This window comes from Pseudomonas sp. NPDC087358 (assembly GCF_044900785.1).
In the GTDB taxonomy this organism is placed as follows: domain Bacteria; phylum Pseudomonadota; class Gammaproteobacteria; order Pseudomonadales; family Pseudomonadaceae; genus Aquipseudomonas.
Genome location: NZ_JBJDOA010000003.1, coordinates 404,279 through 417,119, shown reverse-complemented (window position 1 = coordinate 417,119; position 12,841 = coordinate 404,279). Strand labels below are relative to the sequence as shown.

Below are 12,841 nucleotides of genomic sequence, written 5' to 3'. Positions count from 1 at the left end.
TCACTCCCCTTCCAGAAGGAACGATCATGAAATCCCTGAAGCTGCTTGCCACCGCCTTTTCCTGCGCCGCCCTGTTCATCTGCTTCGGCACCCAGGCTCACGACGCCGAACACGAAAAGGTCACGGTGCTCGAGACCCACCCGATGCTCAATGCCCCGGGCAAAAAGGCCATGGTGCTGACGGTCGAGTACAAGCCGGGGCAGGTGTCCATTCCTCACAGCCACAGTGGCAGCGCGATTGCCTATGTGCTCGAAGGTGAGGTTATTTCCCGGGTCAACGACGCCAAGGCGATCACCTACAAGGCCGGTCAGACCTGGTACGAACCTGCGGGCTCCAAGCACTACGAATCAAGAAACGCCAGCGCCAGCAAACCTGCAAAACTGCTGGTGTTCATCCTGCTCGATGACAATGGCGAGATCCTTACCCCACTGCCCAAATAACGGCCGCAATCTGCAGCGTGCCGCTCTAGCGCGCGGCACCGTCGGTCCGGGCTTGCGCCGGTAAAACTAAATTTTCCGCCGTCACTGTCGATAAGCCATCAGTAGAGCCCGAATATCGGGCCGGACTTTGATGAGCGAAGGCACAGGTATGTACGACATTTATCTGCTGGTAGAACACGGTCGGGATCAGGGCGAAGTGTCCGTCCTCGGCTGGTTCGATGATGAAGGCGCGGCCAAAGACACCGCTGAAGCCATGGAATGGAAAGCCTATCGCGAACAGGCCAAGCGTCAGCATCAGTGGTCCAGCCAGCCGCTGTTGCCACCGGACCAGACGGCCCATCGGCGGTTCTGGGTCAAGGGCATTTCCAAGTTCAGCCATACCCCGGCGCCGCGTTCGTGGGCGGTGCATTGAGACACAGGTCATCGTATCGATCTGTTGTCGACTCCCGCCGCATGACGCACCTGTTGCAGCATGCGCCGCTACCCATGTAATGCCTGCGCCGCGGGCAATAACCTGCCAAACCTTGCGTAGCGCTCGCGCAACGCCGGCTGCACTGAAGCGTTCGGCTGATAACGGGTCTTGACTCGCATGCCCTGCTGCAACAGCGCCTCGCCCTGCCCGATCGCCAGAAATCCCAGCTTGGCCGCGCCAATGCAGGCGCTCAATTCGCTGCCGTGCAGGGTGTACAGTTCACGGTCAAGGATATTGGCCAGCAACTGCGCCCAGTATTCACTGCGCGCACCGCCGCCGACCAGGGCGCAGGCGTTGACCGTGGCGCCGGCCGAGAGCACCGCGTTCATCGCGTCGAGCAGGCCAAAACCGACCCCCTCCAGCACCGCATACCCCAGCATGGCCGGGGTACTGTCGTGCCCCAGACTCATGAAACCACCGCGCAACAACGGATCATTGTGCGGCGTGCGTTCGCCGGCCAGATAGGGCAGGAACAGCGGATGCGTGACCGGCACCGGCTGATCGACCGGCAAGCAGGCCTGCACCAGCGCCAGCAAGGCCTTTTCGTCCGCCTGACCCAGCAGGCGCGTGACCCAGCGCAGGCAACTGGCGCCGGCGAGCATGGCGCCCATGGTGTACCAGCGATCCGGCAGCGCATGACAGAAGCTGTGCACGGCGCTCGCGGGATTGCCCGCCGCATGATCGGTAATGGCCACAATCGCGGCGCTGGTGCCCAAGGTGACGAAAGCGTCCCCGGCGTTGATCGCACCGATGCCCAGCGCCGACACCGGGTTATCGCCGCCGCCGGCGGCAAGCGGTAAGCCCACCGTCAACCCCAGCAGCTGCGCGGTCTGGGCACTCAAAGCAGCAGAGAACTGATCGGCCTCCAGCAACCGTGGCATCTGCGCCCGGTTCAAACCACAGGCGTGCAGCATGGGCTCAAACCAGTCACGCCGGGCGACATCCAGCCACAGAGTGCCCGCCGCATCGGACATGTCGCTGACCCACTCGCCGGTCAGCAACAAGCGCAGGTAGTCCTTGGGCGACAGCACGCAATCGATCTGCGCGAAAACCGCTGGCTCGTGCTGCTGCAACCACAACAACTTCGGCGCGGTGAGCCCGGCCATCGCCAGGCTGCCGATGGCCTGCGCATAGGTCGGGAAATCCCGGTTCAGCTGTTCGGCCTCAGCGAGGGCCCGTGAATCGTCCCAGAGGATCGCCGGGTATAACACCTGCCCGGCCGCATCCAGCAGCACCGCCCCGTGCATTTGCCCGGACAACCCCAGGCACGCCACTCGCGCCCACACCTGCGGCTGTTCGGCGCGCAACTGCGCCAGCGCCAGCACACACGCCTGCCACCAGTGCGCCGGGTCTTGTTCAGACCAGCCGGGCTGCCTGCGCGAGAGGCTCAAACGGGCACCGGCCTGGGCCAGCACCTGGCCCCGGGCGTCGAGCAAAATCGCCTTGAGTTCCGAGGTGCCCAGGTCAATGCCCAGAGAAACGGCTTGGCTTATCAACGTTCAATTCCTGTCAGCGGGAGCACTCAAGGGCATCCACATGAATTTCGAATGCGCAACGTCGCAGCCAGACGCTCGGACAGCCTCGTACCGTCGGGTGTCTGGATGCGCTGCAGCAATAATTGCACCGCGCGTGCGCCCAGCGCCTGCACCGGCTGGGCGATCACACTCAAACGCGGGAGGAAGTAATCCGCCCAGTCAAAATCATCGAAACCGACCAGCGCCATCTGCTCGGGCACGGCAATCTGCGCGTCACGCAGTGCATGCATGGCGCCGATGGTCATCAGGTTGTTGGCGGCCAGGATCGCGCTGGGCGGTGCCGGCAACCCCAGCAACTGGCGGGCTGCCACTCGTGCGGATCCGCTGTTGGATTGGCCATTGACCAGCAACGCATCCTCGAAGACCAGGCCGGCATCAGCCAACGCCTGGCGGTAGCCTTCGATGCGCTCCTCGGTGGTACTGAGCCCCCGATGCCCGGCGATCATGCCGATCCGCCGATGACCGTGGCCGATCAGATGCGCCACCAGTTCGCGGGTCGACTCGCGGTTTTCCACACCGACCTGATCGAACCCCTCGAACGCCATCCGGTCCACCAGCACCGTGGGAATGGCGTTGGCTTGCAGATAAGCCAACGCCGCGCGCTGCGGATCGCTGGAAGGCGCCAGCAGGATGCCGTCGACGCGCCGATGATGCAGCGCCTGGACCACGCGCAGCTCTTGCCCGGGGTCGTCGTGGGTATCGACGAACAGCATCATGATGCCGTGGCGCGCGCACTCGGTCTCGATGGCATGCACGGTCTCGCTGAAGTAGTGATTGGACAGCGCCGAGATCGCCACACCAATGGTGTTGGTGCGTGACCGGGCCAGCGAGCGGGCCAGGGTGTTGGGGATATACCCCAACGCCCGCACCGCCTGCTGCACCGCCTCGATCGTTTGCGGGCTGACCTTGCGCGTGCCGTTGAGCACATGCGACACCGTCGAAGTCGACACCCGCGCCCGGCGCGCCACGTCCTCCATCTTGACCACTGCGCTCACTCCTGCTGCGCGACCTCTCAGTGCTTGCTCGACCAGCCGGTGTAGGAGCCGATGTTGTCACGGGTGATCAGTTTGGGCGTGAGCTGAGTCACGGCCTCGGCCGGTTTCTTGTCGTTGAGCAGATCGTTGCCGATCACCACCGCCTGTTGCGCCATGGCCCAAGGGTCCTGGCTGGCCGAGGCCTGAATCGACGATTCGGATTTGAGCGCATGCTCGATGTCCGGTGCGCCATCGACCGAGGTGATGACGATGCCGCTGCGCTTGAGCTGGCGGGCCGCCAGGTCGCTGCCGATGGCCTGCGGATCGTTGATCGCGAACAGGCCATCGATTTTCGGGAAGCGCGTCAGGTAGCCCTGCATCGCATTCAGGCCGCCGTCGCGCGAGCCTTTGGCGTCCTGATCATCGGACAGCACCTTGATCTGCGGCGCGGCGGCGAAGGCTGATTTGCAGCCGGTGACGCGGTCGGTCACGGCGGTGACTTGCGGGCCGTTCTCGATGATCACGTTGCCCTTGCCCGAAAGCTTGTCGACGATGAACTGACAGGCCAGCTTGCCCGCCTCGACATTGTCGGTCTGCACCGTGGCGTCTACGCCGGCGGCGCTGACATCGACCGCGACCACCTTGATGCCGGCGGCCTGGGCTTTCTTGATCGCCGAGGCGATTGCCTTGGGATCCACTGCGTTGATCAGGATCAGGTCGACGCCGGCGGCGATGAAATTGTCGATTTGCGAGAACTGCTTGCTCAAGTCGTAATCGGCAGACACCGAGGTGACCTTGACCCCGGGGTTGATCTCCTGCGCCTTGGCCTTGGCGCCATCGGCCAGGGTCACGAAATACGGGTTGCCCAGCGAACCCAGGCTGATGCCGACCGACTTCAGCTCCCGGGCCTGGACCCCGGAAGACAACAGCGCAGCCAGGCACAGGGAAACGACAGCAGGGAATTTGCGTTTGAAGTTCATGATTTCTCTCTTGTGATTATTGTCAGAGCCACTGTTTGAAACGCGTTCAGTCCAGGCGATGCATCAGGTGCGCGCACCGGACTGGCGATAGCGGTCAAGCGCCACCGCGCCGATGATCACGATGCCCTTGATGATGTACTGCCAGATGTCGGAGACGCCCAGCAGCACCAGGCCGTTGGTCAGTACCGCGATGATCAGCGCGCCGATCAGGGTACCGCCGATGGTGCCCACACCCCCGGTGAAACTGGTGCCGCCGAGGATCACCGCAGCGATGGCGTCCAGTTCGTAGGACTGACCCAACTGCAAGCCATTGGCGGCGAACAGGCGCGAGGCGCTCATCACCGCCCCCAGCCCAGCCAACGCGCCAGAGACCGCATAGACGAACAGCAAGACCTTCCACACCTTGATCCCGGACAAGCGCGCGGCTTCAGGGTTGCCGCCCACCGAGTAGATCTGCACCCCCATGACCGTGCGCCGCAGGACGAACCAGGAAACCGCGATCACCGCCACCGCGATGATCACCAGCCACGGCACGCCAAGCACCGAATCGTTGCCGATGAAGGCGAACGGCAAGTCCGGGTTGAACACGGTCTTGTCGTCGGCCAGCAAGCGTGCGAGCCCGCGCATGGCGGTCAGCGCGCCGAGGGTGACAATGAAGGGTGGCAGGCGCATGAAGGCGATCAGACCGCCGTTGACCAGGCCCAGCAACAGACCGAAACCGACACCGGCGAAGATCCCCAGCATGCCGAATTGCGGCGACATCGAGGCCTGCAACGCCACTACCGCCGAGGCCGCGAGAATCGCGCCGACCGACAGGTCGATGCCGGCGGTGAGAATCACGAAGGTCATGCCGGCCGCCAGCACCACGTTGACCGAGGCCTGCTGGGTGATGATCGACAGGTTCTGCCAGCTCATGAAGCTGTCGGTCATCAGCGCAAAGCCCACCAGCAGCAGGACCAGCACCGGCAGCATGCCGATGGTGCGCATCAGTTCGCGCACGCGTTCGCGCTTGCTGACAGCGGCGACGGTCGGCGAGTTTTCCAGGGTCAGACTCATGGCCTGGTTTTCCTTTTTTTTGTTGTAGAAAATTATATGAAGCCTTTTGCAGATCTCTTGTAGGAGTGAGCTTGCTTGCGAGAGGCCAGTGCATCCGATAGATCCGCGTCGGTCATGCCAGCGCATCGCGAGCAAGCTCACTCCTACAGGTCATCCGGCGCCTGCAACAACCTGTGCACCCCCGGTCGCCAGCGCAATGATCCGTTCCTGGGAAATCGCCTCGCCCGACGCGCCGCCGACTTCGGCCACCAACTGCCCTTCACGCATGATCAGCACGCGATCGCAGGTGCCGATGATCTCCGGCAGCTCGCTGGAAATCACCACGATGCCGACACCGGCCTTGGCCAGTTCATTGATGATCCGGTAGATCTCCGATTTCGAGCCGATGTCCACGCCGCGGGTTGGCTCATCGAGAATCAGCACATGCGGCTTGACCTCCAGCAACCGCGCCAGCAAGACCTTCTGCTGGTTGCCGCCCGACAGCGCGCCGACGTTGACCTTGCCCGACGCCACCCGTATCGACAGCGAGCGGATCGCCTCGACCGCCCGTTGCGCCCCGCGCCCGCGATCCAGCACTCCACCGGTATGGGCGTCAGGCACGCAGGCACAGACATTGATGTTGTCGCGCACGCTCATGTCGAGAAACAGGCCCTGGGCCTTGCGATCTTCGGTCAGGTAGACCACCCCTGCGCGAATCGCATCAGTGGGGTTGCGCAATGGGCTGATTGCCTGTCCGGCGACTTCCAGGGTGCCGCCGGTGCGCGCGTCAGCGGCGAAGATCAACCGCGCCAGCTCAGTGCGCCCTGCCCCGACCAGCCCGGCAATGCCCAATACTTCACCGGCATGCAGATCGAAGCTGCACGGTTTGACGCGCTTGCCGTCGGCCATGTCGCGCACCCGCATAACCACCTCACCGGGGTCATACGGCGCATGTTCTTTCTTGTAGAAGCCGGACAGATCGCGGCCCACCATCATCTTCACCAGCGCGTCCGCCGACAGCCCGTCGCGCTCGAGCATGCCGACATACTCGCCATCGCGCAGCACCGAGACCCGGTCGGACAGCTCGTAGATTTCCGCCATGCGGTGGCTGATGTAGATGATCGCCAGGCCCTGATCGCGCAGTTGCTTGATCAACGCGAACAGGCGATCGGTCTCGCGTGACGACAGCGGCGTGGTTGGCTCGTCCATCACCAGAATTTTCGCCCTGGCGTGCAATGCCCGGGCGATCTCCACCAGTTGCCGCTCGGCGATCGACAACACGCTGACCCGGGTCGAGGGTTTGAAGTCGGCGCCCAGGCGCGCCAGCACATCGACACAGCCAGCCTCCATCGCCTTGCGATCGATGCTCCAGCCCCGACGCAGCTCACGGCCCAGATAGATGTTCTCGGCGACGCTGAGGTTCGGGCACAGGCTCAACTCCTGATAGATCACCGCGATGCCTTGCGCCTTGGCGGTCAACGGATCGAACGCCGCCAGGGTCTGGCCGCCGACACGTATCTGTCCACCGGCATCGGCCTGATAGGCGCCGGAGAGGATTTTCATCAGGGTCGATTTGCCCGCGCCGTTCTCGCCCATCAGCGCATGGACTTCACCGGCATAGACTTTCAGGGCAACGTTTTTCAACACGCGCAGGCCATTGAAGGTCTTGGAAATGGCGTCCATTTCCAGCACCGGTACAGGCGATGGGTGAAGTACGGCGCTCATGACCGAGCATCCGTGATACGCCGCAAAGGCACATCGGGCGCAAGAGAAACGTGCGTACAGAGAGCAGGCAGGCTGTTCATGGGAATCCTCGATGTTTCTTGTTTTTATACCTGCGCCGCCTCGTTTTCGGGCGTCGCTCGGGAATCACTTCGAAACACTCTAGATCAGCTGAAACGATTCACGCAAGCGCTTGCCTTTGGCCATCAGCGAAAGAGGCGGTGTGGGTGGAGCCTTCCCTTGAGTCACGCGAGCGGTCATGTATCCGCGCGCTGCCCCACAGCTGCGTGGCTGTCCAGGGTTCCAGGCGCAACTCCAGAGCGCCGGCTCTTGCTATAACCCCCCGTTATCCAGGGGTCTCAAATACTCATTGGTTGGATATCCCGGCAACCTCCATATTTGCAGGCATAACAACAAGCCAGTCATTGAGGCCATCGTCATGCCCTTCCCTACCCTGTTCTTTTGCACCCCTGCGAGCGGGGCATGAACGCCGACCGCCGCGACGCTCGCGCCATTGAGGTGATCGACGCTCATCACCACTGTTGGGATCTTTCCCAGGGCAACTATCCGTGGTTGCAGCAGGCGTATCTGGGCGAGCAATTCTTTCTCGGCGGCTACGAACAACTGCGGCGCAATTACCTGCCCGACGACTATCGCGCCGACACCGAGGGTTATCGCATCGTCGGCACCGTGCACATCGAAGCCGAGCGCGCACGCACCGAGCAGGTCGAGGAAACCCACTGGTTGCACCAGCTTCAGCAGCGCAGCGGATTGCCCACGGTCTTTGTTCCTCACGCAAGCTTCACCCAGCCTGACCTCATCGAGGTACTGAGCGCCCACACAGCGTTCGCCCAGGTGCGCGGCATCCGCTCCAAGCCCGTTACTGCCAGCGCGCCGGGTCTGTCGGTGCGTGGTCAAGCGGGGTCGATGCAGGACCCTGCCTGGCTCGAAGGCCTGGCGCAGCTGGAAAACTTCGGGCTGTCGTGGGATCTGCGAGTGCCTTTCTGGCATCTGGAGGAGGCGGCCGAGGTCGCCAGGCAATTTCCCGGCATCCCGATCATCCTCAATCACACCGGCCTGCCGCTGGATCGCTCACCGGCGGGGCTGGCCGTGTGGCGCAAGGGCATGCAAGCGCTGGCGGACGCGCCCAACGTCTACGTCAAGTTGTCCGAGCTGGGGCTTCGCGGCGGATATTGGGATCCGGTTTCCAATCGGCAGGTGCTGCGCGAGGCGCTGGCGATCTTTGGCAGTGATCGCGCCGTGTTTGCCAGCAACCTTCCGGTTTGTCGGTTGAGCGCCAGCTTCCAGAGCATCGTTGCGGCGGTACTGGAGGCGCTGTGCGACTTCGATCAGCAGGCCATCGACAACGTCTTTGCGCATAACGCACGCAGGTTCTATCGAATGTGACGCTCGCGGCAATGGCCTGCTTCAAGGCAACCCACGCTCAATAACTCCAATAAAAAAGGTCCAGACATGAACACCACGCAAAGTGCCTCGCCTACGGCGGGGACGGTGGCAGGTGCTGCCAGTTTCGATGACACACTGTTCCGCAAGATCGCCTGGCGGCTATTGCCGATTCTGATGCTGGGGTATCTGGCGGCGTCCATCGACCGGGTCAACATCGGTTTCGCCAAACTGCACATGGCGCAGGAGCTGGGCTTCAGCGATGCGATCTACGGCTTTGGCGCGGGGGTGTTTTTCCTCGGCTATTTCCTTTTCGAAGTGCCCAGCAGCGTGATTCTGCACCGCGTCGGCGCGCGCCTGTGGATCGCCCGGATCATGGCCACCTGGGGCATCATTTCGGCCTTGACCATGTTCGTCAGCTCGCCCTGGCAGTTTTATCTGGTGCGTTTTGCCCTGGGCGTGGCCGAGGCTGGCTTCATTCCCGGTGTCATCTATTACCTGACCTTGTGGTTCCCGTCCCAGCGCCGTGGTCGCATCATGGGGGTCTTCTACATCGCATTGGCACTGGCCGGGTTCATCGGCGGGCCTATCTCCGGCTTGATTCTGCAAACCATGCAGGGTGTCGGGGGCCTGGCAGCGTGGAAGTGGCTGTTCATCATCGAGGCCATTCCCACCGTATTGATCGCGATACTGGTGCTGACCAAGCTCGACAACAACGTGCAGTCGGCCAAGTGGCTGGCGCCGGAAGAACGCCAGCATGTGAAAAGCCTGATCGATGCCGAGTCGCAGCAAAAGAGCCATATGCCGCTGCGCGTGCTGTTCGGCAACCGTCTGGTTCAGGTCATGAGCCTGATCTTCTTCTGCGACATTTTCGCCATGTACGGCCTGGGCTTCTGGATGCCGACGCTGATCAACAACATGGGTGTGCACAACGATCTGAGCATTGGTCTGATGTCGGCGTTGCCCAGTCTGTTTGCAGTGATCAGCATGATCCTGGTCAGCCGTCACTCTGACCGCACCGGCGAACGGCGTCTGCACCTGATCCTGCTTTACGCACTTGGCGCACTGGGCCTGGGCCTGTCGATCGTCTGGCAGCACGACCCGGTGCTCGGCATTCTGGCGCTGTGCATCGCCAACATGGGCATCCTGGCCATTCCCGCGCTGTTCTGGAACCTGCCGACTGCCATCCTCGGCGGTGCCGCTGCGGCGGCCGGCATTGCGCTGATCAACTCGTTCGCCAACCTGGCAGGCTTTCTGGGGCCTTACCTGGTGGGCTACGTCAAACAGTTCAGTGGCAACACCGAAGCCGCGGTCTGGCTGATGGTCATTGTGCTGATCGCCGGCGGCCTGCTGATCCTGACGGTGCCGGCGAAGCTGGTAAACAAGGCGCCGACCACCGACTGACCAACGATGACCGTGGACTGTGCCGGGCAGTCCACGGTTACCCTGCATCAGCCTGACCGGCGTTTTTGCGCACCCCGGTCACGCATGCCTGTCTGACGCGCCACATGGCCAGTTATGTGTCGGCCATCGTCTGCCTTTCAAATCTTTTGAATCATCTTGCAAGGGCTGTCTCTGACGTACATATCAAGAAAAGTCAGCAGGCCCACCATGACATCCTTGCAGCGTATTGCCCGCCCCTGTGCCCCGGCGCCCTCATCACCAGACACCGCCTTCGCGCTTTACCAGGCGCTGTCCCACACGCCAGATCCGGCGACGCGAGAAGCGGCCCGGCAGTTTTTGCAGCAACAGTTGGAGACGGCAAGCAGCCTGTCCTCGAACCTGCCGGCGGACCCTGGCGAGCTTGGTCAATGGGTGACTGACAACTGCCGAGCGGTGACTGAACAGTACCGCCAATACCTTGAACACCGGCGCGCGGGCGGGCAACGAAAATTCTTCGGCAACAAGGCCCATGCCTTGTATTTCCTGCAACAGGTGGCGCCGAGCAAGCTGGTGGACGGGGCCTGGTTGTACGGCGCCGTCAGGCACGCCGACGACTGGCGCTACCATGGTCTGGTGCGCACTTACCTTGAAGAACTGGGCGACGGCGAGCCTGCGCTGAACCACGTAGTGCTGTATCGCAACCTGCTTGCCGAACATGACTGCGCACCCCTGCAAGCCCTCGATGACGTGCTCTATGTGCAAGGGGCCATCCAGCTTGCCCTGGGTCATCTGTCCGATGAGTTCCTGCCCGAAGTGCTCGGCTACAACCTTGGCTACGAGCAACTGCCGCTGCACCTGTTGATCAGTGCGTTCGAGCTCAATGAACTGGGGATCGATCCCTACTACTTCACCCTGCACGTCACCATCGACAACGCCAGCTCCGGGCACGCGCACAAGGCCGTCGCAGCGGTCCTCGACCTGCTGCCCGATGACCACAGCCAGGCAGAGTTCCTGCAGCGACTGCGCGCAGGCTACCTGCTCAATGATCTGGGCAAGAATTCCACTGCAGTGATCGCATCGTTCGATCTTGAGCAAGAGGTTGTGGCGATGCTCGAGGCCAAAAGCACGTTCGGACAGCACATGCATTCGGACTACTGCCGGCTGGAGGGACGCACTATCAACGAGTGGCTTGGCGCTGCGGGCCAGAGCAGACAACTGCTGGGCGCGCTGGAAAAGCGCGGCTGGATCAAACGCAATCAAGACCCGCGAGACAGCCGTTTCTGGCAGCTTATCGATGGGCCCGGTGCGGTGATGTTCGGCGTGTTCAGCGGCTTTGAGATGCAGTTGCTCAGGGACTGGATAGCCGGCGACTGGCAGCCGGATGAAGCGAATCGGCGAGGCAATCCATTTCGTCCAAACGTTCGTCGGCACGCCGCTCACGTCGCGCCCACCGAGCAATCAGCGCCGGAGGTTTCACTGACTCGCGAGGAGTTGATCGCGATGATTGCCCCACACTCTCATTCAACGCCGCAAGGCCTGGCCGCCACCCGAGCCTATGCCCAACAACTCTCCCGGGGATGTCTGACACGATGAATACACTTACTTCGATCGACCCGACCGGCAATGACGCGCCCGCCACCGACGAGGGCCATGATCTGGCGCTGTTGCGCCTGGGTCAGCACCTCAAGGCCCAGAACTATCGTTTCGTGACCGTGACGCCGCTGACTCATCAACGGGTCAATCAGCGAGAGGAAAATCGCAAGGCGCGAAGCCTGAGGGATGTGTTCGGCTGGAGCCGCCCCTTTGAGGGGGATTTGCTTGCCCAGGAGCAGCTGGAGGCGTTGTTGGACAGCGGTATCCTGCGCGCCCACGCCGGCCTGTGGGCCAGTGAGGTGCGCTGGTCGAGCCTGGAAGATCTGCTGCTGGTGCATTCGGGGTTTCCCACCGTCGCCCATGATTCGGTGTTTTTCGGCCCCGACAGCTATCGCTTTGCCCAGGCGATAGAAGAGCATCTGCAAACCTCCCTGCATACCATCCGCACGGCGGTCGACGTGGGCTGTGGCAGCGGCGTGGGTGCCATTCTGATTGCCAGGGCCAGACGCGATGCGCAGGTACTGGCGGTCGACATCAACCCTACGGCGTTAAGGTTTACCGCCGTCAACGCCGCATTGGCCGCGACCGAAAATGTCAGCGCTTATCACAGCGACATCCTTGCTGGTACGACCGGAGAGTTTGATCTGATCGTCGCCAATCCGCCGTACATGCAGGACACCCAACAGCGCGCCTACCGTCATGGCGGCGAGCAGTTAGGGTCACAGCTTTCGGTGCGCATCCTGGCGCAGAGCATCGAGCGGCTGACGCCCGGCGGCAGCCTGGTGCTGTACACCGGCGCGCCTTCGGTGGAGGGTGTGGACCTGTTTCTAGAGCAGGCCAAGCCCCTGGTCGACACGCCTGACTTCGCCTGGTCTTACCGCGAAATGGACCCGGATGTGTTCGGCGAAGAGCTCGAGACCCCCACCTACCGCGACGCCGAACGCATTGCTGCCGTGGTCTTGACCGTGACCAGGGTTGGCTGATCGGTCATCGCCGCCTGACACGATCAAAAGCGCTTGGTGCAGCGGATGTACCCATCCTGCCCGGCGGCAGAATCAGAAGCGCTCGGCGCACAAAAAAGCCCGTGCAGTGCACGGGCCAAGGACGCCCCGCGAGCGCTCAGGCTCGACCACGAACCCTGAGCAGCCCGCGTTTGAAGCGCTGCACCAGTAATGCCGTGTGCAAGCCCCGAGAAAGTTGTGCCGCTTGCGTTTCGAAGCGGGTCGCGCAGCGGCTGAATTCGCCGCCCAACTGCTCTGCAGCACTATCACCAGACGCCTGTCGTTCATCGAATGAACCCGCC

At 62.5% G+C, this 12,841-nt stretch carries 11 protein-coding genes; 6 read left to right on the top strand and 5 right to left on the bottom strand.

Annotated elements, in window-relative coordinates; all coding sequences use genetic code 11:
- The first annotated feature begins 26 nt into the window (after nucleotides 1–26).
- Together ACI2KS_RS08650 and ACI2KS_RS08645 are read left to right on the top strand one after the other, a co-directional pair.
- The gene (locus ACI2KS_RS08650; protein WP_404619081.1) at nucleotides 27–440 is read left to right on the top strand and encodes a cupin domain-containing protein; all 414 of its coding nucleotides are present in this window, start codon (nucleotides 27–29) and stop codon (nucleotides 438–440) included.
- Nucleotides 441–588: 148 nt separating this feature from the next.
- The gene (locus tag ACI2KS_RS08645) at nucleotides 589–852 is read left to right on the top strand and encodes a hypothetical protein (protein WP_404619497.1); all 264 of its coding nucleotides are present in this window, start codon (nucleotides 589–591) and stop codon (nucleotides 850–852) included.
- 68 nt (nucleotides 853–920) lie between these two features.
- On the opposite strand, the gene xylB is transcribed toward ACI2KS_RS08645, so the two are convergent.
- From xylB to ACI2KS_RS08620, 5 genes are all read right to left on the bottom strand, one after another.
- Nucleotides 921–2,405, bottom strand: coding sequence for a xylulokinase (gene xylB / locus ACI2KS_RS08640; RefSeq protein ID WP_404619495.1), 1,485 nt, complete (start codon nucleotides 2,403–2,405; stop codon nucleotides 921–923).
- 29 nt (nucleotides 2,406–2,434) lie between these two features.
- The gene (locus tag ACI2KS_RS08635; protein WP_404619079.1) at nucleotides 2,435–3,433 is read right to left on the bottom strand and encodes a LacI family DNA-binding transcriptional regulator; all 999 of its coding nucleotides are present in this window, start codon (nucleotides 3,431–3,433) and stop codon (nucleotides 2,435–2,437) included.
- A gap of 26 nt (nucleotides 3,434–3,459) precedes the next feature.
- A complete protein-coding gene (locus ACI2KS_RS08630) occupies nucleotides 3,460–4,401 on the bottom strand; it encodes an ABC transporter substrate-binding protein (RefSeq protein ID WP_404619077.1) in 942 nt (313 codons plus the stop codon).
- A 63-nt stretch (nucleotides 4,402–4,464) separates the two neighbouring features.
- Nucleotides 4,465–5,457: a ribose ABC transporter permease gene (locus ACI2KS_RS08625; RefSeq protein WP_404619075.1), complete on the bottom strand. Its 993-nt coding sequence runs from the start codon at nucleotides 5,455–5,457 to the stop codon at nucleotides 4,465–4,467.
- A 150-nt stretch (nucleotides 5,458–5,607) separates the two neighbouring features.
- Nucleotides 5,608–7,161, bottom strand: coding sequence for a sugar ABC transporter ATP-binding protein (locus tag ACI2KS_RS08620; RefSeq protein ID WP_404619073.1), 1,554 nt, complete (start codon nucleotides 7,159–7,161; stop codon nucleotides 5,608–5,610).
- 480 nt (nucleotides 7,162–7,641) lie between these two features.
- On the opposite strand from ACI2KS_RS08620, the gene ACI2KS_RS08615 reads away from it, so the two are divergent.
- The 4 genes from ACI2KS_RS08615 (at nucleotide 7,642) to ACI2KS_RS08600 (ending at nucleotide 12,521) form a co-directional block, all read left to right on the top strand.
- Nucleotides 7,642–8,565 carry an amidohydrolase family protein gene (locus ACI2KS_RS08615; RefSeq protein ID WP_404619071.1) on the top strand — a complete coding sequence of 308 codons (924 nt, stop codon included), beginning with the start codon at nucleotides 7,642–7,644 and terminating at the stop codon, nucleotides 8,563–8,565.
- A gap of 66 nt (nucleotides 8,566–8,631) precedes the next feature.
- Nucleotides 8,632–9,966, top strand: coding sequence for an MFS transporter (locus tag ACI2KS_RS08610; protein WP_404619069.1), 1,335 nt, complete (start codon nucleotides 8,632–8,634; stop codon nucleotides 9,964–9,966).
- Nucleotides 9,967–10,173: 207 nt separating this feature from the next.
- A complete protein-coding gene (locus ACI2KS_RS08605; RefSeq protein WP_404619067.1) occupies nucleotides 10,174–11,538 on the top strand; it encodes an iron-containing redox enzyme family protein in 1,365 nt (454 codons plus the stop codon).
- Nucleotides 11,535–12,521, top strand: a complete 987-nt coding sequence (locus tag ACI2KS_RS08600; protein ID WP_404619065.1) for a methyltransferase — start codon at nucleotides 11,535–11,537, stop codon at nucleotides 12,519–12,521. Before ACI2KS_RS08605 ends, ACI2KS_RS08600 begins: the two co-directional genes overlap by 4 nt.
- Nucleotides 12,522–12,841: the final 320 nt, after the last annotated feature.